Here is a 22,956-nt window from a genome sequence, read left to right on the forward strand (position 1 = left end):
GTAGAGAAACGCTTATCATAAAACCACTGGCCGGGGTGAAGGTGGTCCGGCGTCGACGTCGAGGCCGAAAAGAGCGCCTATCGCGGTTTTACGGGCCTGAGGGAGGTGTTCTCCGTCTCCGGATAGAACGGAATCCCTATACGAGAGGAAGAGTGACTGCGGGTAATGCCGACCATTGAATGCGACGTCGCGGCCGCGCGCGAGCGCCTCGCGGACGCGGGCGCGGACGTCGAGGAGGGGAACACGCCTCACGAGCGGTGGCGGGCGTCGCTCGGCGACGCGACCGCCGTCGCCTACGAGGATAAGGTCGTGGTGCAGGGGAAGAACCCGGCCGACGTCACGGCGGTCCTCGAAGGCGAGCGCGGCGGGCGCGTACACGCGTACTTCGACGGGGCGAGCCGCGGGAATCCGGGGCCGGCCGCCGTCGGCTGGGTGCTCGTGAGCGGCGACGGCATCGTCGCCGAGGGCGGGGAGACCATCGGGCGCGCGACGAACAATCAGGCGGAGTACGAGGCGTTGACGAAGGCGCTGGAGATGGCGAGCCAGTACGGCTTCGACGAAGTGGAGGCGAAGGGCGACAGCCAGCTCATCGTGAAGCAGGTGAAGGGCGCGTGGAACACGAACGACCCCGAGCTGAAGGAGAAACGCATCGCGGTCCGCCAGCTCCTCGAAGGGTTCGACGACTGGTCGCTGACGCACGTCCCACGGGAGGTGAACGAGCGCGCGGACGACTTAGCGAACGAGGCGCTCGACGATGCCTGAACTGCCCGAAGACACCGTGGAGGAGGTCGAGCGGTTGACGCGGCTGGCGCGGGACGCCGTCGACGACGCGGCGGCCGACGCGTACCGCGCCGAGCGCGACGAACTGCTCGACGAGCACGGGTATACGGCGCGTCATCGGGAGGCCGACGACACGCTCGTCCTCCACCCGAAGGAGTGGCTGGACGACGCCGGGACGGTCCGGATGGACGCCGTCGACACCGAGGAGGCGGTGGAGCTCTCGCTGTCCGGGCCGGGCGACGCGGCGGCGTACCGGGAGACGGCGGAGCAGAACGCGGCAATCGTCGACGCCGTCGCCGAGAAACACGGGGAGACGCACGCGGCGAACGTCCGCACCCTCGCGGACTTCGCGGAGAACCACTACGCGAAACCCATCGGCGACCTCGCGTCCGAGGAGGTCGAGGAGTTCGCCGAGGAGTACTTCCCGCGGAACGCGTGGCCGACCGACGAACAGCGCGAACTGCTGGAGCAGTCGCTCGAATACGCGTTAAAAGAAGCCGAAACAGTGGGGTCCGACGATGTCAGGACGTCGGATTAGTTAACCAGGGATTCGATGGTGTCGCGGCGCTCGTCGTCGATGACGAACTTATCGAGCACCCACGAGAGGTCGTCGACGACGGCGTCGAGGCCGTCGGCGGTGAGACCGTACTCGTTGGTTCGCTTGTCGAGTTCGGATTTCTCGACGAACCCCATGGTGACGAGGTCGTCGAGGTTCGGGTAGAGACGGCCGTGGTTGACCTCCTCGCCGTAGTAGTCTTCGAGTTCGCGTTTGATGGCGAGTCCGTAGCGCGCCTCCTCGGCGAGTACGAACAGGATGTTCTTCTGGAACGCTGTCAGGTCGCGGACGTCACTCCGCGTCGCAGGTTGTGCCTCTGACATACATTAATTCATGTCATCCCGCTATTTAAACGCTTCCCACCAGGGCGGGCGGTTCTATCGAACGCCGACCCGAAAGGCCCTTTAGGGCGTCGAACGCAGGTCGAACCGACCGATGACGAACCTCTGGGAAGACTTAGAAACCGGCCCGAACGCACCGGACGAGATCTACGCCGTCGTCGAATGCCTGAAAGGCGAGCGGAACAAGTACGAGTACAACAAGGACATCCCCGGCGTCATGCTGGACCGCGTCCTCCACTCGAACGTCCACTACCCGAGCGACTACGGCTTCATCCCGCAGTCCTACTACGACGACGAGGACCCCTTCGACGTCCTCGTGCTCGTGAAGGACAAGACGTTCCCCGGCTGCGTCATCGAGGCGCGCCCGGTCGCCCTGATGCATATGGACGACGACGGCGAGCAGGACGACAAGGTCATCGCCGTCCCGTCCGAGGACCCCCGCTACGACCACATCGACGACCTCGACGACCTCACGAAGCAGAAGAAAGACGAGATCGCGGAGTTCTTCCGCACGTACAAGAACCTCGAGGAGGGCAAGGAAGTCGCCGTCGAGGGCTGGTCGGATAAGGCGACCGCGAAGGAGGCCATCGAGCACGCGATGGACCTCTACGAGGAGAACTTCGCGTAACGGACGAACCGACGGACCGAGTCGCGCTTTTTACTCTTCGAGTTCGTAGGTGCGGAGCGTTTCGAGCGACGAGAAGGATTTCGCGGGGTCGCGTTCGACGAGGTGGAAGGCGTCGATCTCGATGGGGTCGGCGTCGATGTCGCGGTTGTCTTCGAGCCACTCGACGAAGTATTCGAAGTCGCTGGTGCTCCGGAAGTCGCCGAGCGTGACGTGCGGCGTGTAGGCGTCGCCGTCGTTGGGGAGGGCGGGGACGTCGGGGAGGGAGAGGAGTTCGCGGTGGATGCGTTCGAAGCGGCCGTCGGCGTCGATTTCGGCGAAGACGGAGTCGGGGAAGAGGTTGACGCGCTCGAGTTCGGCTTCGAAGGGTCGTTCGTCGGCGAAGACGTCCGCGGCGGCGTCCGCGGCGGCGTCCGCGGTGTCCGGGTCGAGTTCGTCGCCGCCGTCGGGGTCGTCGACGACGAATCCGAGCGGTTTCACGGCGACGTGAAGGTATTCTTCCGATACGGGGTGGACGCAGTCGAACCCCCCGACGGCGTCGGCGAGGTCGGCGAGGGTGTTCGCCGGAGCGCCGGTGAGTCGGACCACGAAGCTTCGGTATCGATGCCGTCCGTCAGCCCACGCGGCGCGAGTCTCCGCGTCGGTAACGACGGGGTCGAGTCGACGTTTTCGTCCCCAGTAGCCCGAAGTCATTAGGTGAACGGAGACGCCGGAGGGATTAGGCCCTTCGGGTATCCGACGAGATTACCAGCGGGCATGGACACCCGCGCGACCGATACGTTATGCGTATGGGTAATTTTAGGGATGGCGAGCGGCTATCCCCGGGTATGGCAGCAAACCAGCCGATCGGCATCGACCACGTCACGGTCGTTCCCGGAGAGGCCGGCGCGGACGAAGAACCGGGCCGCGACGACGCGGACGAGGCCTGAACGCGCCGCAACGCCCGGAGTCCGCCTTAGCCGAACGCGTACGCGGCGGCACGAGAAGGGCGTATGGCGGACGGCCGGGCGCGTGCTCGCGTCGTAGCCCGCGGCAATCGGGGGCGAAGGCTGAAGATACTTGTAGGCGACAGCGGAAGGTGGGGTATGGGACTGTTCGACCGGCTGACGGGCGGGGATGCTCCGCGCGTCGCCTTCATCGGTATCGACGGGGTGCCGTTCTCGCTCATCGAGAACGAACCCGAGACGTTCCCGAACCTCCACCGCATCATGGAGTCGGGTTCTGGCGGTGACATCGACAGCATCGTGCCGCCGGAGTCGAGCGCGTGCTGGCCGTCGCTCACCACGGGCGTGAACCCCGGAAAGACCGGCGTGTACGGCTTCCAGGACCGGGAGAACGGGACGTACGACACGTACGTGCCGATGGGGAGTGACGTGCAGGCGGAGCGTGTCTGGGACCGCGTCACCGACGACGGCCGCGACGCGACCGTGATGAACGTCCCCGTCACCTTCCCGCCGCAGGGGAACGTCCAGCGGATGGTGTCGGGCTTCCTGTCGCCGGGCGTGAAGAAGGCGGCGCAGCCCGACGACGTCGCCGCCTTCCTCGACGACATCGACTACCGCATCGACACGAACGCGAAACTCGGCCACCGCGACGACAAATCCGAGTTCCTCGAAAACGCCCACGAGACGCTCGACGCGCGCTACGAGGCGTTCAAACACTACGTCGACGCGGACGACTGGGACCTCTTCTTCGGCGTCTTCATGACCACCGACCGCGTGAACCACTTCCTCTTCAAGGATTACGAGGAGGACGGCGAGAACAAGGAGGGGTTCCTCGAGTTCTACGAGAAGGTCGACCGCTACATCGGCGACCTCGAAGACCGCCTGCCGGACGACGTCACTCTGCTCGTCGCGTCCGACCACGGGTTCACGAGCGAGGAGTACGAAGTCCACCTGAACACGTGGCTGGAAGACGAAGGCTGGCTCGCGTTCGAGGACGACGACCACGACAGCCTCGACGACATCGACGGCGACACGAAGGCGTACTCCTTCATCCCCGGCCGGTTCTACATCAACCTCGAAGACCGCGAACCGCGCGGGAGCGTCCCCGAATCCGAGTACGAGGCCGTCCGCGACGAACTCAAGGGGAAGCTCGAAGGCCTCACCGGCCCCGACGGCGAGCAGGTCATCGACCGCGTCGTCGAGAAGGAGGACGCCTTCGCCGGCGACCACGACGACATCGCCCCCGACCTCGTCGCCATCCCCGCGCACGGCTTCGACCTCAAAGCCGGCTTCAAAGGCCACGAGGACGTCTTCGACGTCGGCCCGCGAAACGGCATGCACTCCTTCGAGAACGCGACGCTCGTCAGCAGCGACCCCGACGTCACCGTCGGCGACACCGACCTCTTCGACCTCACGCCGACCATCCTCGACCTCCTGGACGTGAACTACACGCCCCAGGAGTTCGACGGCGAATCGCTCGTGTGAAGCGCCTCGACGAGTCCCGGAACTGACCGCGACCGGGGCTACGAGGTGCGCGGCGGGCTCACCGAGAACCGAACGAGATCATCCTCGTCCTGGAGGAAGCCGTCGCCGAGGAGGGGTCGGTGAACGTCCTCGTCCGTGTCCGAGTTCCCGTGGCCGGACCGCGGCGCGTTAGAGGAGGACATCGCGTTCTGGCGGACGCACGGCGACGACATCGAGAGGTACGCCGTCGTCGGCGGCAGGCGGTTCGCGGAGTCGGCGACTCGGCTCGGCGACCGCCTCACCGACCGCGACGTCCGCCACTACGACGGCGGCGAAGTCGACGACGCCTGGGCGTGGCTGGAAGGCGGAGCGTAACTAGAGGCCTTCGAGGCTGCGGAGTTTCTGTTCGACGTCGGGGGGTGCGCCGCTGGGGCCGTCGCGGACGCGGTGGTCGGGGACGACGAGCGGGAGGGGGTTGTCGGCGAGGGCGTTCCGCACGGCGTCGGCGCTCGTCTCGTCGTTCGGGTCGAGGCCGGGGGTCTTGGCGACGAGCTGGTCGACGGTGAGCTGTTCGCCGTAGGGGATGTCTCGCACGGCTTCGAGGACGCTGCGGTGGTCGGTGGGGACGGTGAGGCCGATGGTGACGTCCGCGAAGTCGTCTTTGACGCCTTCGAGGTAGGCGAGGATGCGGTCGAGGACGGGGTGGTCGGCTTCGGCGTCTTCGGGCGGGGCGTTCGGGAAGCTGACGGAGATGACGTTCTCGCCCGCGACGCCGATCTGCACGTACCGTTCGAGGTACGGGGCGTCGGCTGCGTAGATACCGGCGTCGTCCATACGGGGAGGTCGGGTGTCTGCTTCTTCAAGCTTCCCACCCGCGGTTCCCGTCTCGCGAGCGCCCGCCACGTGGGAAAGACTAATGTACAGATTAGCTCATTAGCGTACAGTAATGAACGATGGAGTCGAGCTAGCGCCGGCGGTCCAGTCGATTCTGGACAGCGCGGACGACCGTCCGGGCGGCGCGGAGCGCGTGAGCGTGGACGCGCGGTCGCTGGACGAGGCGTTCGCGGCGGCGGACGCCGACGGACGCGTCCCGGTAATCGCGGAGGTGAAGCCGACGAGTCCGACGACCGAGGGCGAGCGGACGGAGGACCCCGTCGCGCTCGCGGAAGCGATGGTCCGCGGCGGCGCGGCCGCGCTGAGCGTCCTCACGGAGCCCACGCACTTCGGCGGGAGCGTGGAGAACCTCGAACGCGTGCGGGCCGCCGTCGACGTCCCGGTGCTCCGGAAGGATTTCCTGCTCCGCACCGAGCACCTCGACGTCGCCGAGTCGGACGTCGCGCTCCTCATCGCGCGGTTCCTCGAAACCGACGAGGCGGACAGCCTGGAGGCGATGCACGCGGCGGCGCTGGAGCGCGGGTTCCAGCCGCTCGTCGAGGTCCACACGCGAGCGGAACTCGAAAGAGCCGTGTCGGTGGACGCGGAGTACATCGGCGTGAACAATCGCGACCTCGCCGAACTCGTCGTGGACCTCGGGACCTTCGAGGACCTCGCGCCGCACGCCCCGGACCACGTGACGCTCGTCGCGGAGAGCGGTATCGGGAATCCGGAGGACGTCCGGCGGATGCGGGACGCGGGCGCGGACGCGCTCCTCGTCGGCTCCGCCATCATGGCCGACGGCGACGTCGAGGCGAACACGCGGGAGTTGGTGTCCGCATGAGTCGCGCGGAGAACACTGGCAAATTCGGGCAGTACGGCGGGCAGTTCGTTCCCGAGGTGCTCATGCCCGCCGTCGAGGAACTCACGGACGCCCACCGGCGATACGTGGTGGAGAACGAGGACGGCTTCATCGACGACTTCCGGAAGCGCCTCCGGAACTTCGGCGGGCGGCCGACGCCGCTCGGCCGCGCGGACAACCTCTCCGAGCGCTACGGCCACGACGTCTACCTCAAGCGCGAGGACCTCGTGCACGGCGGCGCGCACAAGCTCAACAACGCGCTCGGCCAAGCCCTCCTCGCGAAGTACATGGGGAAAGACCGCGTCATCGCGGAGACGGGCGCGGGCCAGCACGGCACGGCGACGGCGATGGCCTGCGCGTACCTCGGCCTCGACTGCGAGATCTACATGGGCCGCACCGACATCAACCGGCAGCGGCCGAACGTCTTCCGGATGCGGACGCACGGCGCGGACGTGAACCCCGTCGACGTCGGCTCCGGAACGCTCAAGGAGGCGACGAACGAGGCGATGCGGGACTGGGCGACGACAGTGGAAGACACCCACTACGTCATCGGGTCGGTCGTCGGCCCGCACCCCTTCCCGACGATGGTTCGGGACTTCCAGGCCGTCATCAGCGAGGAGGCGCGCGAGCAGTCCCGCGAGGTCATCGGGAGCCTCCCGGACGCCGTCGTCGCCTGCGCGGGCGGCGGGTCGAACACGATGGGCGCGTTCCACCACTTCGTCCCCGACGACGCCGTGAGCCTCTACGCGGTCGAAGCGGGCGGGAGCGCGCTCGGCGTCGAAGAAGCCGAGTCGTACGCGCCGAACTCCGCCTCCCTCGGCACCGGAACCGTGGGCGTGCTCCACGGCGCGCGGACGAAGCTCCTCCAGACGGGCGAGGGGCAGATCGTCGAGTCCCACTCGGTCTCCGCGGGCCTCGACTACGCGGGCGTCGGCCCCGAACTCGCCTACCTCGTCGACGAGGAGCGAGTGACACCGGTGAACGTGGACGACGACGACGCGCTCGAAGCCTTCCACCGGCTGAGCCGCGAAGAAGGCATCATCCCGGCGCTGGAGTCGAGCCACGCGCTCGCCTACCTCGAACACGCGGACTTCGACGAGGACGACGCCGTCGTCGTGAACGTCTCCGGCCGCGGCGACAAGGACTTAGATACCGTCATCGAGGAGTCCGCGAAACGCGACCTCGATATCGCCCCCGACATGGAGGTCTTCCGATGACGAGAGCGGATGTCCGCGCGGCGTTCGAGGGTGAGCCGGCGCTCGTGCCGTACGTCGTCGCCGGCGACCCCGGCGTCGAGGAGACGAAGGCGTACGTGGAGGCGCTCGTCGAGGGCGGCGCGGACGTCGTGGAGCTCGGTCTGCCGTTCTCGGAGCCCATCGCGGACGGGCCGACGATTCAGGCGGCGATCCGCCGCGCGCTGGACGCGGGCATCACGCCGCGGGACTACCTCGACCTCGTGCGCGACCTCGACGTCGACGTCCCCATCGTCTGCATGACGTACTACAACCTCCTGCTCCAGTACGGCGCGGACGAAGCGGAGACGCCGGAAGACCTCGACGTGAGCGCGTTCGTCGCCGACGCCGCCGAGGCGGGTGTCTCGGGACTCATCATCCCCGACCTCCCGCTGGAGGAGTCCGACGAGCTCGAAGCGGCCTGCGAGAAACACGATATCGCGCTCGTCTACATCGTCGCGCCGACGACGACGCCCGAACGCGCGGAGCGCATCCTCGAACACGCCTCCGGGTTCGTCTACGTCCAGGCGCGCATGGGGACGACGGGGGCGCGCGAGGACGTCTCCGGAGACACGCACGCGAGCCTCGACCGCCTCCGCGAGAAGAACGCGGACTTCCCGCTCGCTGTCGGGTTCGGCATCTCCGAGCGCGAACACGCCCGCGAGGTCGTCGCCGGCGGCGCGGACGGCGTCGTCGCCGGGAGCGTCTTCGTCGACATCATCGCGGAACACGCAGACGACGGCACCGCCGCCGAGCGCCTCGAAGAGAAGGCGTGCGAACTGAAAACGGGTGCCCGCGAGGGCGCTGAATAAGCCGGAACCGGAACGACCATACCCGACTCTTTGCTACACAATCGCAATGACTGACGCTGGCAAATCTGCACGACTCGACCGCATCGGAAAAGACGGGAAGCTCGTCACCATCCCGATGGACCACGGCATCACCCTCGGCGCGGTGAAGGGCCTGAAGGACATCGAGGCGACCATCGACGCGGTGACACGCGGCGGCGCGGACGCCGTGCTCACACAGAAAGGCATCGCCGAACGCGTCCACCCGAACAAGAACGGCGCGGGCTACATCGTCCACCTGAACGCCTCGACGACGATCGGCCCGGACGCGAACGACAAACGCATGACTGGAACGGTCGAGGAGGCCGTTCGCGCCGGCGCGGACGCCGTCTCCATCCACGTGAACGTCGGGAGCGACCACGAGCCGAAACAGCTCGAAGACCTCTCCCGCGTCACGAGGAACGCCGAGCGCCTCGGGATGCCCGTGCTCGCGATGGCGTACGCGCGCGGCCCCGGCGTCGACGAGCACGACGCCACGAACCTCGGACACGCCGTCCGATTCGCCGAGGAAGCCGGCGCGGACATCGTGAAGACCGCGTACTCCGGCGACGCCGAATCCTTCCGGCACGTCGTCGAATCGACGTCGAAGCCCGTCATCATCGCCGGCGGCAGCCCGAAGGGCGACCTCGAAACCCTCGAAGGCGTCGCCGGCGCGATGGAAGCCGGCGCGGCCGGCGTCTCCACCGGACGAACCGTCTTCCAGCACGACGACCCCGAAGCCATGTCGAACGCCATCGCCGCCGTCGTCCACGACGACGCCGACCCCGCCGACGCCCACGCCGAGTTCCTCGACTGACCCGTCCGGCGAACCGGCCCAGACCATCGACTTCCTCCCCGGTTCTCGATACCCCTCCGGAGCGTTATCGAGGGCGGCCGCGGACGTTTCGGGCGTCTAACATCCTCTTCCGCCACGTTCAAGCCGGCCGCACGAATGCGTAGGGGTATGACGCGGGAAGTCTGGCTGAAAGCCGACGCGGAGGTCGGTGACTGGGAGACGCGAAAGCAACGAATCACCGCCGGCCTCGAATCCGGCGTGGACTGGGTACTCGTCGACGAGCGCGACGTCGGGCGCGTCCGCGAGCTCGGCTCCGTGAACGTCGCGGCGTTCCGCGCCGACGACGTCGACGTCATCGGCGACGCCGAGTCCGAGCACGCCGAGGCCGACGCCTACGTCGTCGGGAAGGACGGCGAGGGCGACGGCACTATCGACCTCCCCGGTGACTTCTCCGGCTCTGCGGACCTGACGACGCTCCGGCGGAACGACGACGTCGTCGGCCAGTACGTCCGTATCTTCGACGAAGACTACGAGGCGTTCGCGGAAGCCGCGGCGCGCGACGCCGACTACACCATCGTCGTCGGCGAGGACTGGACCATCATCCCGCTCGAAAACCTCATCGCGCGCATCGGCGACGAGACCTCGCTCGTCGCCGGCGTCACCACCGCCGAGGAAGCCGAAACGGCGTTCGAGACGCTCGAACACGGCTCCGACGCCGTCCTCCTCGACACCGACAACCCCGACGAGATCCGACGCACCTGCAACGTCCGCGACGCCGCCGACCGCGAACAGCTCGAGTTCGAGTACGCTACCGTCGTCGACGTCGAGGAAGCCGGCTCCGCCGACCGCGTCTGCGTCGACACCGCCACCATGATGGACGGCGACGAAGGCATGCTCGTCGGCTCCATGAGCCGCGGGTTCTTCTTCGTGCACGCCGAGACCGCCGACTCGCCCTACGTCGCCTCCCGCCCCTTCCGCGTGAACGCCGGCGCGGTCCACGCCTACGTCCGCACCCCCGACGGCACGACGAAATACCTCTCCGAGCTCAAGTCCGGCGACGAAGTCCAGATCGTCGACACCGCCGGCCACACCCGCGAAGCCACCGTCGGCCGCGCGAAAATCGAGCGCCGCCCGATGTTCCGCGTCGAGGTCGAAACCGAGGACGGCGACCGCTTCGAGACCCTCATCCAGAACGCCGAAACCGTGAAAGTCGAGAGCGACGCCGGCCCGCTCGCCGTCACCGACCTCGCCGAGGGCGACAGCCTCCTCGTCTACCGCGACGAAGGCGGCCGCCACTTCGGCGAACCCGTCGAAGAACGCATCATCGAGCAGTAAACGCACGTTTTTATTGCGGGCGGGTCGCGACGCGACCCGCTCGGTCGCCGGACGCTGGCCGATGGTTCGCTCGTTCTCTGTCACACGTCTCCGTAGGTCGTTCCGTACCTTCATCTCGGAGTGAGCGGACGCAGAACTCGACGCCTACCGCGTTCGCGGGGTCGTCGTGGCGGTTCTGGTCATCCAAGACGTCCGATTCAGCTGACGCGGTCGTGGAAGGCCTCGACGGCGTCGTAGAGTCGCTCTCTGTTCTCCTCGAGTTGGAGGAAGTGCGTGCCGCCGGCGAGTTCCGCGTAGGTCGCGTCAGGCGTGGAGAGGTCGTCGTAGAGCGCGAGGGCGTCGTCGCGAGTGGACGCGGTATCACGAGAACCGCGGACGACGAGCGTCGGGACGTCGATGTCGGCGGGGTCGTACTGGGGGTCGTCGATCGATGCGGCGAGGTCGGCGAGCGTTCCGTTCGGCGCGACCACGGTCTCGTCGCGGACGCGCTGACCGGATTCGTCGAGCGTCGCCCAGAAGGCGTCGAAGGCGTCGTCGGGGACCGCGGCGTCGCGCTGTGCGCGCCACCGGTCGCGGGCGGTGTCGCGGTCGACGTGCCGGTAGGCCTTCGGCGGCTCTCCCGGTGCGTAGTAGTCGCGGCGGGACGCGGGCGGGCTGTAGACGGGCGCGTACTGGACGAGTGAATCGGCGTCGAACCCGTCAGCGGTGAGCGCGTGCCCGGCCGTGATGGTCCCCCACGAGTAGCCGACGAGGTGGAGGGTGTCGTAGGTATCGCGAATAGCGGTGAAGGCGTCGGCGGCGTCGCTCGCGGCGGTCGGCGCGCGAACCACGGGGCCGTTGTCGGCGGCGGGCACGTCGAGTTCGGGCGGGCGCTCGGCGTCGCCGTACCCGCGGACGTCCACGGCGAAAGCCGCGCGTCCAGCGTCGGCGACCGCGTCGAGCCAAGAGAACCCGTCCGGGGCGAACGCGCTGCGCCCGCCGTAGGTCGCGCCGTGGACGAAGCAGACGGCTTCGGTGGCATCAGCGGGGGCGCGTTCCCAGCGCCGGAGTCGCGTCCCGTCGCTCGCGGTGACGTCAGTGTGGGCGAGTGCGGTCACGACCGCCGAGACGCACCGGACGCACAAACCGATGGCGGGCCGGTGAACGCGGCGAGAAGACCCCTCGAGTGAGCGGGGGTCGCGAGAGACGGGGGCGGCTACCGCGTCGAGTCGTACTGGTCGGCGTCGTCGACCCACTCGAGCTCCGTGGTGCACCACGGGCAGAAGTCGAGTTCGGTGTCGAGCGCGCGCCCGCAGACCGGGCACGCCGGCTCCTCCGTCGCGTCGGCGGTGGAGGGCATGGACTGCTGGACGGCGACGCGGTAGGCGTCCACCATCGTCGCGAGGCGGACGGCGAGCACGCCGACGGTGACGTAGAGCGGGAACTCGTAGTCGACGAGCGCCATCACGCCGCCCTGCTGGGCGACCTGGTAGGCCGAGTCCGGCAGGAGGAGCGCGGCGGTGACGATGGCGAGCGCGAACCACGCGAACGCCCGCGCCCACGTCCGGAGGTAGGCGTGACCCAGCCCCGGGTAGACGAAGGCGAGCGCGCTCGCGATGAGGCCGCGTCGATTCACGCTCACTAGTTCGGACTCGCGCTGCCGGACGCGCCCTGCTGGCCGGCGTCGAGCGCCTTGCTCGTGATGTTCTTCAGGCGGTCGACAAGCGAGTCCTTCTCGACTTCGCCGACGAGCGCCACGTCGAGCACTTCGCTGATGTGGCTCACCGGGATGATCTCGATCTGGTCTTTGTACTCGTCTTCGATCATGACGTCCTGTTCGTTCGCCTTCGGGATGATGACGCGCTTACAGCCGGCTTTCGCGGCGGCTTCGATCTTGTGCGTCACGCCGCCGACGGGGAGGACGTCCCCGCGGACGGAGAGGCTCCCGGTCATGGCGAGGTCCTGCGCGACGGGGATGTTTTCGAGCGCGCTGATGACGGCGGTCGCGACCGTAATCGAGGCCGAATCGCCGTCGACGCCGCCTTCACCCACCTGAACGAACTGGATGTGGACGTCCTTCTGGGAGAGGTCCTCGTCGCTGAACTTCTTGATGATGGCGGAGACGTTCTCGACGGCCTCCTGTGCCATCTCCTTCAGCTGGCCGGTCGCGATGACCTCACCGGGGCCCTGCGACGGCGCGACTTCCGCCATCACGGGGAGCACGATACCGGAGTCGCCGCCCATGACGGCGAGCCCGTTCACGCGCCCGACGGCTTCGCCCTGGGAGACGCGGAGCTCGTAATCCTTCCGGCGTTCGATGTAGTCGTCGGCGACCTGCTGTTCGATGCTGCGCGAGCGCTTCTTCGCGTCGAGGACGTCCTGCCGCGTCGTCCTCTCGGCGTCGCGAGACCGCGCGATGTCGCCGGCGACGCGGACGAGCCCGCCGAGGTCGCGGAGTTCGAGCGTCAGCTGGCCTTTCCGGCCGGCGCGACGCTTCGCCTCCAGGATGATCTCCCGGACGGCGTCCGGAGAGAAGTGCGGGAGGCGGCCGTCCTTGTCGACCTCCTGCGCGATGAACCGGACGTACTGCCGGCGCATCTCGGGGTCGTCGTCGATGGTGTCCTCCATGTACACCTCGTACCCGTAGCCCTTGATTCGGGAGCGGAGCGCCGGGTGCATGTTCTCCATCGCGTCCATGTTCCCCGCGGCGACCATGATGAAGTCACAGGGGACGGGTTCGGTCTGCACCATCGCGCCCGAGCTGCGTTCGGACTGCCCGGTGATGGCGAACTCGCCCTCCTGAATCGCGGTCATCAGGTGCTGTTGGCTGCGGATGTCGAGCGTGTTGATCTCGTCGACGAACAGCACGCCCTTGTTCGCTTTGTGGATGGCACCGGCCTCGACGCGGTCGTGGCTCGGCGTCTCCATCCCGCCGGACTGGAACGGGTCGTGGCGGACGTCGCCGAGCAGCGCACCCGCGTGCGCGCCGGTCGCGTCCTCGAACGGCGCGACGGAGCGGTCGGCGTTGTTGATGAGGAGCTTCGGCACCATCGCGTCCCCGCCCCGGCTGGAGTACCGGAAGGCGAAGTAGATGATCCCGGCGGCGAGGATGCCGATGAGGATCTGGTGGACCACCAGGAAGGAGTAGCCGATGATGACGGCGAGGATGATCCACATCAGGAAGGAACGCATCTGGTTGCGTTTCCGGGATTCCTCGCGGTGGGCTTCGACGATCTGGTCGCCCTTCCCCGCCGGGACCGTCCGAACTTTCGGCTCGTTCGAGTCGTCGGGGTTGTGGTAGACGAGGACGTCCTGGAGCGACTCCTTCGGCAGGAGGTAACTCATCGCCTTCGCGAGCATCGACTTCCCCGTCCCCGGGGAGCCGATCATCATCACGTGGCGGTGTTGTTTCGCGGCGCGCATCACGATGTCGCGCGCCTCCTTCTGGCCGATGACTTGGTCGACCAGTCGGTCGGGGATGCTGATGTTCGAGGTGTCGTCGAAGCGGAGGCCGCCGAGGAGGTCGTCCTCGTTCGCCTCGTCGATTTCGACGTTCTCCCCCTCGACGGCGACCTCGCTACCGAGGGCGTCGAGGTCCCCGTCGGTCGGTTCGTCCGCACCCGCCTCCGAATCGTCCTTCGGAGGCGGAAGGTCAGTCGTGGGGTCGTCGCTCATGAGAACGGTAGTTCCGTTGGTTGAATTTCAAGGGAGCGCGATTGATATACTTTCTCCCTCCGGAACACACGTACGCGCCTCGTAGCCCGCGAAAACGCCGGGTAGCGCCGTCAACGGGTCGGGTCGTGAGTCGCGGCCGCTGCGGCCGGCTCGGAGCCGTCGCGAGCGAGTGGTACGACTCGACGCGGACAGGCAGTGTGACTCGACGCGAGCGCGGCGTCGACGCCGGGCGAGGCCGAAACGGGGGCGTGGAAACTCGCCACGCTTATGCGGGCGCGTGGGGACGTTCAGTCATGCGACGCGGCTTCTACATCGGCCGGTTCCAGCCGTTCCACGACGGCCACTACCGCGTGGTCGAGGAGATCGCGGCGGACGTCGACGAACTCGTCCTCGGCATCGGGAGCGCGGGAGACTCCCACTCGACCCACGACCCCTTCACGGCCGGGGAGCGCATCATGATGATTCGGCAGGCGCTCGCCGACCACGAGCTCACCGTCTACGCGGTCCCCATCGAGGACCTCGACCGGAACGCGGTCTGGGTGAGCCACGTCCAGTCGATGACGCCGGAGTTCGACGTGGCGTACTCGAACAACCCGCTCGTCGTCCGGCTCTTCGAGGAGAAGGGCGTGCGCGTCGAGGGGTCGCCGATGTTCGAACGCGACGTCTTAGAGGGGACGGAGATTCGCGAGCGGATGGTCCGAGGCGACGACTGGGCGGCGCTCGTCCCGGACGCCGTCGCGGCCGTCATCCGCGAGGTCGGCGGCGTGGAGCGCATCACGCAGGTCGCGGAGACCGACACGAGCATCGACGAGTGACGGAACGGTCTCGCTCGGCGTCGGCCCCTTCCTCGGCGTCGACGAGCGGCGGCGGTGTCGAGCGGTTTTTGCCGGGCTGCGTCCAGAGTCGTGTATGGTCTCGGTCTTCGACGTGATGAACGCGGTCGGGCTGGTGGCGTTCGCGGTCGTCGGGTCGCTGAAGGCGAGCGACGCCCGCCTCGACCTGCTCGGCGTCGCGGTTCTCGGCTTTCTGACGGCGCTCGGCGGCGGCATCACGCGCGACGTGCTCGTCGGTCGCGTGCCGGCGGCGCTCGGCGGGAGCGGCGACGTGGCGTGGGCGGGTGTCGGCGTGGTGCTGGCGGTCGCGCTCGCAGCGGTGACGGAGGAGCGCGACCTCCTCGACCGGCCGGCGCTCCTCGTGCCCGACGCGGTCGGGCTGGCGGCGTTCGCGGCGACGGGCGCGCTCGTCGGCGTCGAAGCGGGCGTCACGGCGTTCGGCGTCGTCGTGCTCGCCACGCTGACCGGCGTCGGCGGCGGGACGATTAGCGACGTGCTCCTCGACCGCGTGCCCTTCGTGCTCACGGAGGATTTCTACGCGACGTGCGCTATCGGCGGCGGCGTCGTCTTCGTCGCGGCGTCGGCGGCCGGCGCGACGGCGCGGACCGCGGCGGTCGCGTGCGCCGGCGTCGTCTTCACCACCCGCCTCGCCGCGCTCCACTGGGGGTGGCGGCTCCCGAAGCTCTGACCCGGCCGGTTATTGCGAACGCTCCGTCCGGCCTTCTCGATGCGCTCCTCGACCATCTCGGACTGTGTGCGGGAGACGAGTTCGAGGGCGGGAACGACCGTGGACGGGGGAGAGCAGTGGGTGGGACGAGCGGCCCGGGTCAGTCGTGGAGGCCGGCGACGCGGGCGAGCTGCTCGCGTTCGAAGTAGGAGAGTTCGATGAGGAAGACGGCGATGGCGGTGAGGACGACGGCGACGAAGGTGCGGGGTTCGCGGCTGAGGAGGTGGTAGAAGAGGAGGGGGAGGAAGGCGGCGGTGCCGAGCACGCCGACGGCGGGGAGGACGGGATTGACGCGGTCGTCGTCGCGGAGGCGGAAGGCGAGCGCGCTCATGGCGCCGAAGACGACGATGAAGGCGAGGCTGGCGAGGGTGGTGATGCCGTCGAGGCTGCCGTAGATGGTGAAGCCGACGGTGATGACGCCGAGGAGGACGAGGGTGCGTTCGGGGACGCCGTCGGCGTCGCCGTCGCCGACGCGGTCGGGGAGGAGGTTCTCGTCGAGCATCCCCTTGGCGAAGTGCGCGGCGGAGAAGAGCGTCGCGTTGATGGCGGAGCCAGTGGAGACGACGGCGGCGAGCGACATGAGGGTGTAGCCTCGCTGTCCGAGGAAGGGTTCGGCGGCGGCGGCGAGCGCGACCTCCTTGTACTGGGCGATAGTCTCGGGGGAGAGGAGGCTGGTGGTGACGACGGCGATGAGGACGTAGACGGCGACGGCGACGGGGATGGCGACGTAGACCGCGCGGGCGATGGTGGTGTCGGGGTCGCGGATGCTCTCGCGGTCGTAGAAGAGGAGCTGCCAGCCCTGGAAGGCGACGAAGGAGACGGCGGCGGCGACGAGCGGCGCGACGCCGAGGCTCCCGGACGCGCCATAGGAGAGGACGCCCTCCGCGTGGCCGTAGTACGCGCCGGCGACGCCGAAGCCGACGAGGACGAGCATCTTCGCGCCCACGAGGAGGTTCTCGGTGGTGCCGGACGCCCGCGCGCCGAGGAGGTTCAGTCCGACGAACCCGGCGACGGCGAGCGTGGAGACGGCCGGGCGGGCGACGGGGCCGAACGCGGCGTGGAGGCCGAGGAGTTGCACGGAGAACTCGCCGAAGGCGTAGGCGTACATCGCCATCGAACCGATGTAGCCGAAGAGCAAGGTCCACCCGACCATGCCGGCGAGCGTCGCGTTCCCCGTGAACCGCTGGACGTAGGTGACGGACGCGCCGTGGCGCGCTGCGACCGCGTTCAGTTTGTTGTACGAGTAGCCCGCGCAGAGCGCGACGACGCCGGCGGCGGTGAACGCGAGCCACGTCCGCGCGCCCGCGATCTTCGCGACGACGCCCAGCACGGAGAAGATGCCGCCCCCGATCATCCCGCCGAGGGCGATAGAGACACTCGACGGCAGCCCGAGTTTCTCAGCCATTATCGGAGTTCTGTCGCGCCGCGGAGTTACGGATTACGGCTCGAAGCATCACGCCGCGGGCGGGGTCGTCGCAGCGGCAGAGTCGGCGACGGCGTCGGCAACCCATCGATCAGGGTCGCTCGCGCCACAAGCCTTTCACGGGCGGCGTCGAACGGCACACGCATGCTCGATGACCGAACGGACGCGGGGGCGGCGTTGGCGGCGGCGCTCCGTGACGCCGGCGTCGAGGCGGACCTCGTGGTCGCGATTCCACGCGGCGGCCTCCCGGTCGCCCGCCCGGTCGCGGACGCGCTCGGCGTGCCGCTCGACATCGTCGCCGCGAAGAAGCTGGGCGCGCCGGGGGACGCGGAGTACGCCATCGGCGCGGCCGCGCCCGACGGGAGCGCGTGGCTGAACGAGGACGCCATCGCTCGGCTCGGTGTCTCGGACGCGTACGTCGCGGAAGCGCGGGAACGCGCCGCCGAGACCGCGCGGCGGAAAGAGGAGACCTACCGCACGGGCGACCCCGAGCCGGTCGCGGGGCGGCGTGTCGTCGTCGTCGACGACGGCGTGGCGACGGGCGCGACGATGCTCGCGAGCGTCCGCCGGCTGAACGAGGCGGGTGCCGCGTCGGTCGTCGTCGCCGTCCCCGTCGGCCCGCCAGACACCCTCGATCGACTCCGACAGGAGGTCGACGACGTCGTCGCCCTTGAGGAACCCGCGGCCTTCCGAGCCGTCGGCCAGTTCTACCGGGATTTCGAGCAAGTGACAGACGACGAAGCCCGCGCATACCTCCGACGGTAGGTCGAACCGCCGCATCGCGGGTCTCGTCAGCGGGGGAGAGCAGAAAGTGCGCGTCGGTGCGTATGCTTATTCCCCGGCGATGATGTCGTCGATGCGGAGGATCATCGTCGCGGCTTCGGTGGCGGACTCTAAGGCTTCGCGTTTGACGGCGGCGGGGTCGAAGACGCCGTGGTCGACGGGGTCGGCGATGTCGCCGTGTTCGCCGGTGGCGATGAGGCCGGCGCGGCCGGTCTCGTTGGCGGCGCGGAGGTCGACGAGAGCGTCGATGGGGTCCATGCCGGTGTTCTCCGCGAGGGTGCGCGGGAGGACGTCGAGCGCGTCGGCGAACGCGTCGGCGGCGAGCTGGCCGCGGCCGCTGATGGAGTTCGCGCGCTCGCGGACGTGGTCGGCGAGCTTGATTTCGGGGTAGCCCGCGCCGGGGACGACGCCGCCCTCGTCGAGGGCGACCGCCGCGACGTCGAGGGCGTCGCCGACGGCGCGTTCGAGTTCGTCGAGGACGTGCTCGGTGCCGCCGCGCAGGAGGAGCGTGACGGTCTCGGCGTCCGCGCCGCCTTCGACGAAGGTGAGGTCGTCCTCGCCGACGCGCTCCACGCGGACGGACGCGGCGTAGCCGAGGTCGTCGGCGTCGATGTCGTCGACGGACGCGATGCTGACCGCGCCGGTCGCGGAGGCGAGCGCCTTCGCGTCCGAGGTCTTCACGGACTTGAACGCGAGGATGCCGTGCTTCGCGAGGTGGGCGGCCGCGCGGTCGTCGATTTTCTTCGTGCAGAAGAGCACGTCGACGCCGGCGTCGTCGAGCGACTGCGCATAGGATTCGAACTCGGCCTCTTCGGCGTCGAGCGCGGCGTTCAGCTGGTCGACGTCCGTGATGTTGTACTCGGCGTCGACGCTCGCCTCGCGCGTGTCGAGCTTCGTGCGGAGGATGGCGACGGTGGCGTCCTCGACGCTCCGGGGCATGTTGTCGCGGACGGGTTCCTCGTCGACGACGATGCCCTCCACGAGCGCGGATTCGGAGGCGGCCGCGCCGACCTCCGTCTGGATGCGGACGTTGTCGCGCTGGACGCCCTCGGCGGTCTCGACGCGTCGGACGGCGTCGACGACGAGGTCCGCGAGGCGGTCGGCGGAGACGTCGCCCGTGCCCTTCCCGGTCATGCTTGACGCGGCGACGCGGCGGAGGAGCGCGTCGTCGAGTTCGTCGTCCAGCGTGAGGTCGTCGAGCGCTTCGAGCGCGAAGTCACGGGCCTGCGCGTACCCCTCGACGATGGTCGTCGGGTGGACGTTCTGTTCGACGAGCTCCTCCGACTTCGCGAGGAGCTGGCCCGCGAGGACGGACGCCGTCGTCGTGCCGTCGCCGACTTCGCTCTCCTGCGTCTGCGCGACCTCGACGAGCATCTGCGCGGCGGGGTGTTCGATATCCATCTCCTCGAGGATGGTCACGCCGTCGTTCGTGATGACGACCGTCCCCGTCGAGTCAACGAGCATCTTGTCCATGCCTCGCGGACCGAGAGTCGTGCGGACGGACTCCGCGACCGCTTTCCCGGCGGTGATGTTCGAGGACTGCGCGTCGCGCCCGCGGGTGCGCTGCGCGTCGTCACCGAGGATAAACACCGGACTGCGTGAACCTCTAACGGCCATACTATCTGGATGGTTAGCGGTTCTATATGTACGTTTCGCGCCGTGTGCTCGCACAGCGCGCGGCGTCCGTCAGAGAGAAATAGCCGGCCGCGAGAGACCCCCGTATGCTGGAGTTGAACCACGGGTTCCGCGTCGTCGACGTGAACGCGCGCCTCCACGCCGGCCCGACGCCGCCGGCCCGCGGCCGCGACGTCGACGCCGAGGAGCTCGAACGGGAACTCCACCAGGCCGGCGTCGTCCGCGCCGTCGTCCACGCCGGCCCGGAAGAAGCGGGGTATCTCCGCGCGAACAACGCCGTGGCGCGCGCGAGCGTCGACCGGCCGTTCGTCGCGTTCGCCCGCATCGACGGCCCGCGCGCCCCCGGCGAGACCGCGCGCTCCCGCCTCCGGAACCTCACCGCCGTCCGCGACGACGCCCACACCAGCCCCGACGACGTCGAACAGTACGCCTACGACGACCGATTCGACGGGTTCTACCTCGACCCCGCGACCGACGGCCTCCCGGACGAGGAGACCCTCGACGTCCTCGCCGCCACCGACCTCCCCCTCCTCGTCCACGCCGGCGACGCCCTCACGCCCGCGCAGGTCGAAGCGTCCCTCCTCGGCCGCGGCCTCACCGTCATCCTCGAAGGCTTCGGCGGCCACCCCCTCGACCGCGACCGCATGACCGACGCCCTCGACCTCCTCGACGCCCGCGACGACCTCTACCTCGACACCGCCGCCGTCCGCTACCGCGACCTCCTCGAACGCGCGCTCCGCGAACACCCCGACCGCGTGCTCTTCGGCAGCGGCGTCCCCGACGTCCACCCGAACGTCGCCGTCATGGAACTCCTCACGCTCGACGTCCCCGAAGACCTCATGGGCCGCGCGTTCGAGAAAAACCCCCGACGCGTCATCCCCGGGCTCGACGGCTGACGCATCGTCGAGCACCATCGGCCTCGACGGCTGACGCAGTGTGGAAGGAGCGGCGGGCGTTCAGATAGACTGCTGTTCGTGGGCGTCGTGGCGGGCGACGGCTCGGTCCATGCGCGTGGAGACGCCGTTGGGGTTGCGGCGGGGGGTGGTGTCGGCGCGGCGGGCGCGCGTGCCGTCGCGGACGCCGTCGGCCGCGCCGCGGACGACGGCAGAGCCGTTGGACACCCACTTCGAGGGGAGTTCTTCGCCGGAGACGACGTCGCGGGCGACCGTCCACGCGTCCAGTCCCGCCTGTTTGGCGAGGACGAAGGCGACGCCGGGGCGGACGCCGTAGTTCTTCGCGAGGCGGTAGCCGAGCGCGCGGTATTTCACGCCCCAGCGGGACTCGTCGGAGGCGGAGACGACGCGGTCGGCGACGTCCTCGTGGTCTTCGCGGAGGACGACCATCGACGGCTCCCAGCGGACGGTTCGGTCGAGCGCGGCGAGGCGGTGGGCGGCGTCGCGCGCGCCGCCGGTTTCGAGGTATTCGTCGAACCCGTCGAGGGCGTCGAGGGTGTCGCGGGCGAACGCGACGTTGCCGCCGTCGAAGAAGGAGACGTCGCGGCCGGCGACGGTCGCGGATTCGAGGGATTCGGTGGTGACGCCGCCGGAGACTTCGCGGTGGACGGGGCCGGTGACGGCGTCCGCGCCGGCGTCGAACGCTGCGCGCACGCCGTCGAGCCACGACTCGCGGATGCGGGAGTCCTGGCCGACGAAGGCGACGGCGTCGCCGTTCGCGGCGGAGATACCGGCGTTCCGGGCGGCGTTGAGGTTGCGTTCGGAGAGTTCGAGGAGGACGTCGACGGCGGGGTGGGCGCGCGCGAGGCCGGACGTGCCGTCGGAGGAGGGGCCGTTGACGACGACGACTTCGACGCCGGGAGCGTGGTCGTCGAGCGCGGACAGCGCGTCGGCGAGGCTGTCGCGGGCGTTCAGCGTGGCGACGACCACGGACAGCTCCATGCCCGCTACAACGAGTCGGGGCGTAAAAACACCACGGGACGCGTCCTCCGGGCGTCAGACGCTCGTCCGCCAGTAGGAGACGGACGCGAGCGGCTGGCCGACGGGCGTGTCGACGACGGAGACGTCGAGGTTCCGGATGGGGTCGGCGACCCAGTCGGGAATCTTCCGGTAGAAGCCGTAGGGGAGGATGAAGTCGTGTTCAGCGCCGGCGAGCGAGAGGTTCGCGCCGTCGACGAGGCGTTCGACCTGCCCGCGCGTGTAGAGGCGCGACCCCATCGGGAGGAGCCAGTTGTAGAGCGAGCGCGTGCTGCGCGCGTTGAACGTGTCGAAGAAGACGACGTCCTTGGAGACGCGCGCCATCTCGGTGAGGAACTTCGCCGGGGTGTCGGCGAGGTGGAAGAAGCGCATCGCGAAGACGACGTCGAAGTGGTCGTCGGGGAACGGGAGGCGCGCGGCGTCGCCGCGCATGAACTCGAGGTGGTCGTCGACGCCGGCGGCGTGCGCCTTCTCCCGGCCCTCCTGGAGCATCGCCTCGGAGATGTCGAGGCCGGTGATGTCCGCGCCGCGTTCGGCGAGCATCACGGTGAACCGCCCGGTCCCGCAGGCGATTTCGAGGACGCGCTCCCCGTCGACGGGTCCGATGGCTTCGAGCACCGCTCGCTTCTCCCGCCGGTCGATGAGGCGGCCGCCGCGGGAGAATCGCTTCTCGTCGTACTCCTCGGCGACCTCGGCGGTCTGATACCACTCCTGGCCCTTCACGGTATTCGCTCGAAATACCTCGGCGGAAGCATAAAACCGTACTGGAAGGCCGGCGCGAACGTCTATGGTGGGTGTGGCCGTACCACGTCGTATGCCGACGTGTCCAGGCTGCCACGAGACCTTCGACGTCGACGAACTCGACGACCACCGCGTGGAGGGCGTCCACCACGTCCACTGTCCGGGCTGCGGGCGCGCGCTCGGGACGTACAACGAACACGCCGACAGAGAGTAATATGGATATAAGGAATATAGTCGTGCATATAGCCAACCTTTACCCGACGTCCCGAGTCACCTACGCGGTATGAGCACATCTGTCGAACAGAAACACTCTCCGATCCGGAACGACGAGGCGTTCCGCGACACTCTCCGCGAACTCCCGCCGAGCGCCAAGCTCGTCGCCAAAGTCTTAGAGAGCGACGCCCCGCTCTCCCAGGGCGAACTCGCCACCGAGACCCTCCTCCCGGACCGGACGGTCCGCTACGCCCTCAACCGCCTCGACGACGCCGGCCTCGTCGACTCCCGCCACAGCTTCCGCGACGCCCGGAAGCAGGTCTACTCCCTCTCCGCCTGACGCGGACGAACGTCTTTTTCTCCCGCCCCGCCTACCCGCCG

At 68.8% G+C, this 22,956-nt stretch carries 26 protein-coding genes; 16 read left to right on the plus strand and 10 right to left on the minus strand.

Going from position 1 to position 22,956, the window contains the following annotated elements; translation table 11 throughout:
* The first annotated feature begins 165 nt into the window (after positions 1-165).
* A complete protein-coding gene (rnhA, locus tag IEY26_RS16310; RefSeq protein WP_188980816.1) occupies positions 166-762 on the plus strand; it encodes a ribonuclease HI in 597 nt (198 codons plus the stop codon).
* A complete protein-coding gene (locus IEY26_RS16315; protein ID WP_188980818.1) occupies positions 755-1,318 on the plus strand; it encodes a DUF7108 family protein in 564 nt (187 codons plus the stop codon). Before rnhA ends, IEY26_RS16315 begins: the two co-directional genes overlap by 8 nt.
* Here the strand turns inward: IEY26_RS16315 and IEY26_RS16320 are convergent.
* Positions 1,315-1,659 carry a PadR family transcriptional regulator gene (locus IEY26_RS16320; protein WP_188980820.1) on the minus strand — a complete coding sequence of 115 codons (345 nt, stop codon included), beginning with the start codon at positions 1,657-1,659 and terminating at the stop codon, positions 1,315-1,317. The genes IEY26_RS16315 and IEY26_RS16320 overlap by 4 nt on opposite strands.
* Positions 1,660-1,771: 112 nt before the next feature.
* On the opposite strand from IEY26_RS16320, the gene IEY26_RS16325 reads away from it, so the two are divergent.
* The gene (locus tag IEY26_RS16325; RefSeq protein ID WP_188980822.1) at positions 1,772-2,305 is read left to right on the plus strand and encodes an inorganic diphosphatase; all 534 of its coding nucleotides are present in this window, start codon (positions 1,772-1,774) and stop codon (positions 2,303-2,305) included.
* Positions 2,306-2,335: 30 nt separating this feature from the next.
* On the opposite strand, the gene IEY26_RS16330 is transcribed toward IEY26_RS16325, so the two are convergent.
* Complete coding sequence (locus IEY26_RS16330; RefSeq protein ID WP_188980823.1) at positions 2,336-2,995, minus strand: 2'-5' RNA ligase family protein; 660 nt, start codon at positions 2,993-2,995, stop codon at positions 2,336-2,338.
* Between the two features lie 392 nt (positions 2,996-3,387).
* Here IEY26_RS16330 and IEY26_RS16335 point away from each other — a divergent pair, with 392 nt between their 5' ends.
* Positions 3,388-4,731 (plus strand): alkaline phosphatase family protein, encoded by a 1,344-nt coding sequence (locus tag IEY26_RS16335; RefSeq protein WP_188980824.1) that lies wholly within the window; start codon positions 3,388-3,390, stop codon positions 4,729-4,731.
* Positions 4,732-4,866: 135 nt separating this feature from the next.
* Entirely contained in the window at positions 4,867-5,085 is a 219-nt protein-coding gene (locus IEY26_RS16340) for a SpoIIAA family protein (RefSeq protein ID WP_188980825.1), read from the plus strand.
* Here the strand turns inward: IEY26_RS16340 and IEY26_RS16345 are convergent, their stop codons facing one another.
* A complete protein-coding gene (locus tag IEY26_RS16345; protein ID WP_188980826.1) occupies positions 5,086-5,544 on the minus strand; it encodes an MGMT family protein in 459 nt (152 codons plus the stop codon).
* A 112-nt stretch (positions 5,545-5,656) separates the two neighbouring features.
* Between IEY26_RS16345 and trpC the strand changes: the two genes are divergently transcribed.
* The 5 genes from trpC (at position 5,657) to IEY26_RS16370 (ending at position 10,635) form a co-directional block, all read left to right on the plus strand.
* Positions 5,657-6,427: an indole-3-glycerol phosphate synthase gene (gene trpC, locus IEY26_RS16350; protein WP_188980827.1), complete on the plus strand. Its 771-nt coding sequence runs from the start codon at positions 5,657-5,659 to the stop codon at positions 6,425-6,427.
* Positions 6,424-7,662, plus strand: a complete 1,239-nt coding sequence (gene trpB / locus IEY26_RS16355; RefSeq protein ID WP_188980829.1) for a tryptophan synthase subunit beta — start codon at positions 6,424-6,426, stop codon at positions 7,660-7,662. Before trpC ends, trpB begins: the two co-directional genes overlap by 4 nt.
* Positions 7,659-8,489: a tryptophan synthase subunit alpha gene (gene trpA / locus IEY26_RS16360; RefSeq protein ID WP_188980831.1), complete on the plus strand. Its 831-nt coding sequence runs from the start codon at positions 7,659-7,661 to the stop codon at positions 8,487-8,489. Before trpB ends, trpA begins: the two co-directional genes overlap by 4 nt.
* A 46-nt stretch (positions 8,490-8,535) precedes the next feature.
* Positions 8,536-9,321: a 2-amino-3,7-dideoxy-D-threo-hept-6-ulosonate synthase gene (locus tag IEY26_RS16365; protein WP_188980832.1), complete on the plus strand. Its 786-nt coding sequence runs from the start codon at positions 8,536-8,538 to the stop codon at positions 9,319-9,321.
* Between the two features lie 147 nt (positions 9,322-9,468).
* On the plus strand, positions 9,469-10,635 hold the full coding sequence (locus tag IEY26_RS16370; RefSeq protein WP_188980834.1) for a 3-dehydroquinate synthase II: 1,167 nt from the start codon (positions 9,469-9,471) through the stop codon (positions 10,633-10,635).
* 197 nt (positions 10,636-10,832) lie between these two features.
* On the opposite strand, the gene IEY26_RS16375 is transcribed toward IEY26_RS16370, so the two are convergent.
* From IEY26_RS16375 to lonB, 3 genes are all read right to left on the minus strand, one after another.
* Positions 10,833-11,732: an alpha/beta hydrolase gene (locus IEY26_RS16375; protein ID WP_188980836.1), complete on the minus strand. Its 900-nt coding sequence runs from the start codon at positions 11,730-11,732 to the stop codon at positions 10,833-10,835.
* Positions 11,733-11,830: 98 nt separating this feature from the next.
* Positions 11,831-12,256, minus strand: a complete 426-nt coding sequence (locus tag IEY26_RS16380; protein ID WP_229774187.1) for a DUF7575 domain-containing protein — start codon at positions 12,254-12,256, stop codon at positions 11,831-11,833.
* Positions 12,256-14,289, minus strand: a complete 2,034-nt coding sequence (gene lonB / locus IEY26_RS16385) for an ATP-dependent protease LonB (RefSeq protein WP_188980838.1) — start codon at positions 14,287-14,289, stop codon at positions 12,256-12,258. The genes IEY26_RS16380 and lonB overlap by 1 nt, the downstream gene beginning before the upstream one ends.
* A gap of 293 nt (positions 14,290-14,582) precedes the next feature.
* Between lonB and IEY26_RS16390 the strand changes: the two genes are divergently transcribed.
* Positions 14,583-15,104, plus strand: coding sequence for a nicotinamide-nucleotide adenylyltransferase (locus IEY26_RS16390; RefSeq protein WP_188980840.1), 522 nt, complete (start codon positions 14,583-14,585; stop codon positions 15,102-15,104).
* Positions 15,105-15,198: 94 nt separating this feature from the next.
* Positions 15,199-15,810, plus strand: coding sequence for a trimeric intracellular cation channel family protein (locus IEY26_RS16395; RefSeq protein WP_188980841.1), 612 nt, complete (start codon positions 15,199-15,201; stop codon positions 15,808-15,810).
* Between the two features lie 139 nt (positions 15,811-15,949).
* Here IEY26_RS16395 and IEY26_RS16400 read toward each other — a convergent pair whose 3' ends face one another.
* A complete protein-coding gene (locus IEY26_RS16400; protein WP_188980843.1) occupies positions 15,950-17,254 on the minus strand; it encodes an APC family permease in 1,305 nt (434 codons plus the stop codon).
* 162 nt (positions 17,255-17,416) lie between these two features.
* Here IEY26_RS16400 and IEY26_RS16405 point away from each other — a divergent pair, with 162 nt between their 5' ends.
* Positions 17,417-18,037, plus strand: a complete 621-nt coding sequence (locus tag IEY26_RS16405) for a phosphoribosyltransferase (RefSeq protein ID WP_188980845.1) — start codon at positions 17,417-17,419, stop codon at positions 18,035-18,037.
* Positions 18,038-18,103: 66 nt separating this feature from the next.
* Here IEY26_RS16405 and thsA read toward each other — a convergent pair whose 3' ends face one another.
* Positions 18,104-19,672 (minus strand): thermosome subunit alpha, encoded by a 1,569-nt coding sequence (gene thsA, locus IEY26_RS16410; protein WP_188980847.1) that lies wholly within the window; start codon positions 19,670-19,672, stop codon positions 18,104-18,106.
* 104 nt (positions 19,673-19,776) lie between these two features.
* Here thsA and IEY26_RS16415 point away from each other — a divergent pair, with 104 nt between their 5' ends.
* A complete protein-coding gene (locus IEY26_RS16415; protein WP_188980849.1) occupies positions 19,777-20,586 on the plus strand; it encodes an amidohydrolase family protein in 810 nt (269 codons plus the stop codon).
* A 60-nt stretch (positions 20,587-20,646) separates the two neighbouring features.
* On the opposite strand, the gene IEY26_RS16420 is transcribed toward IEY26_RS16415, so the two are convergent.
* Positions 20,647-21,585 carry a glycosyltransferase family 2 protein gene (locus IEY26_RS16420; protein WP_188980851.1) on the minus strand — a complete coding sequence of 313 codons (939 nt, stop codon included), beginning with the start codon at positions 21,583-21,585 and terminating at the stop codon, positions 20,647-20,649.
* Positions 21,586-21,639: 54 nt separating this feature from the next.
* Positions 21,640-22,344: a class I SAM-dependent methyltransferase gene (locus tag IEY26_RS16425; RefSeq protein WP_188980853.1), complete on the minus strand. Its 705-nt coding sequence runs from the start codon at positions 22,342-22,344 to the stop codon at positions 21,640-21,642.
* Positions 22,345-22,435: 91 nt separating this feature from the next.
* On the opposite strand from IEY26_RS16425, the gene IEY26_RS16430 reads away from it, so the two are divergent.
* Positions 22,436-22,576 carry a hypothetical protein gene (locus IEY26_RS16430; protein ID WP_188980855.1) on the plus strand — a complete coding sequence of 47 codons (141 nt, stop codon included), beginning with the start codon at positions 22,436-22,438 and terminating at the stop codon, positions 22,574-22,576.
* Between the two features lie 69 nt (positions 22,577-22,645).
* On the plus strand, positions 22,646-22,915 hold the full coding sequence (locus tag IEY26_RS16435) for a helix-turn-helix domain-containing protein (protein WP_188980857.1): 270 nt from the start codon (positions 22,646-22,648) through the stop codon (positions 22,913-22,915).
* Positions 22,916-22,956: the final 41 nt, after the last annotated feature.

The organism is Halocalculus aciditolerans (assembly GCF_014647475.1).
Taxonomy (GTDB): domain Archaea; phylum Halobacteriota; class Halobacteria; order Halobacteriales; family Halobacteriaceae; genus Halocalculus; species Halocalculus aciditolerans.

Coding starts and splice junctions, on each gene's coding strand:
- IEY26_RS16420 (WP_188980851.1), bottom strand. CDS start 21,585: ATGGAGCTGTCCGTGGTCGTCGCCACGCTGAACGCCCGCGACAGCCTC.
- IEY26_RS16345 (WP_188980826.1), bottom strand. CDS start 5,544: ATGGACGACGCCGGTATCTACGCAGCCGACGCCCCGTACCTCGAACGG.
- IEY26_RS16325 (WP_188980822.1), top strand. CDS start 1,772: ATGACGAACCTCTGGGAAGACTTAGAAACCGGCCCGAACGCACCGGAC.
- IEY26_RS16390 (WP_188980840.1), top strand. CDS start 14,583: ATGCGACGCGGCTTCTACATCGGCCGGTTCCAGCCGTTCCACGACGGC.
- IEY26_RS16435 (WP_188980857.1), top strand. CDS start 22,646: ATGAGCACATCTGTCGAACAGAAACACTCTCCGATCCGGAACGACGAG.
- IEY26_RS16395 (WP_188980841.1), top strand. CDS start 15,199: ATGGTCTCGGTCTTCGACGTGATGAACGCGGTCGGGCTGGTGGCGTTC.
- trpB (WP_188980829.1), top strand. CDS start 6,424: ATGAGTCGCGCGGAGAACACTGGCAAATTCGGGCAGTACGGCGGGCAG.
- IEY26_RS16370 (WP_188980834.1), top strand. CDS start 9,469: ATGACGCGGGAAGTCTGGCTGAAAGCCGACGCGGAGGTCGGTGACTGG.
- thsA (WP_188980847.1), bottom strand. CDS start 19,672: ATGGCCGTTAGAGGTTCACGCAGTCCGGTGTTTATCCTCGGTGACGAC.
- IEY26_RS16365 (WP_188980832.1), top strand. CDS start 8,536: ATGACTGACGCTGGCAAATCTGCACGACTCGACCGCATCGGAAAAGAC.
- IEY26_RS16335 (WP_188980824.1), top strand. CDS start 3,388: ATGGGACTGTTCGACCGGCTGACGGGCGGGGATGCTCCGCGCGTCGCC.
- IEY26_RS16315 (WP_188980818.1), top strand. CDS start 755: ATGCCTGAACTGCCCGAAGACACCGTGGAGGAGGTCGAGCGGTTGACG.
- IEY26_RS16405 (WP_188980845.1), top strand. CDS start 17,417: ATGCTCGATGACCGAACGGACGCGGGGGCGGCGTTGGCGGCGGCGCTC.
- IEY26_RS16330 (WP_188980823.1), bottom strand. CDS start 2,995: ATGACTTCGGGCTACTGGGGACGAAAACGTCGACTCGACCCCGTCGTT.
- IEY26_RS16320 (WP_188980820.1), bottom strand. CDS start 1,659: ATGTCAGAGGCACAACCTGCGACGCGGAGTGACGTCCGCGACCTGACA.
- trpC (WP_188980827.1), top strand. CDS start 5,657: ATGAACGATGGAGTCGAGCTAGCGCCGGCGGTCCAGTCGATTCTGGAC.
- trpA (WP_188980831.1), top strand. CDS start 7,659: ATGACGAGAGCGGATGTCCGCGCGGCGTTCGAGGGTGAGCCGGCGCTC.
- IEY26_RS16430 (WP_188980855.1), top strand. CDS start 22,436: ATGCCGACGTGTCCAGGCTGCCACGAGACCTTCGACGTCGACGAACTC.
- IEY26_RS16415 (WP_188980849.1), top strand. CDS start 19,777: ATGCTGGAGTTGAACCACGGGTTCCGCGTCGTCGACGTGAACGCGCGC.
- rnhA (WP_188980816.1), top strand. CDS start 166: ATGCCGACCATTGAATGCGACGTCGCGGCCGCGCGCGAGCGCCTCGCG.
- lonB (WP_188980838.1), bottom strand. CDS start 14,289: ATGAGCGACGACCCCACGACTGACCTTCCGCCTCCGAAGGACGATTCG.
- IEY26_RS16400 (WP_188980843.1), bottom strand. CDS start 17,254: ATGGCTGAGAAACTCGGGCTGCCGTCGAGTGTCTCTATCGCCCTCGGC.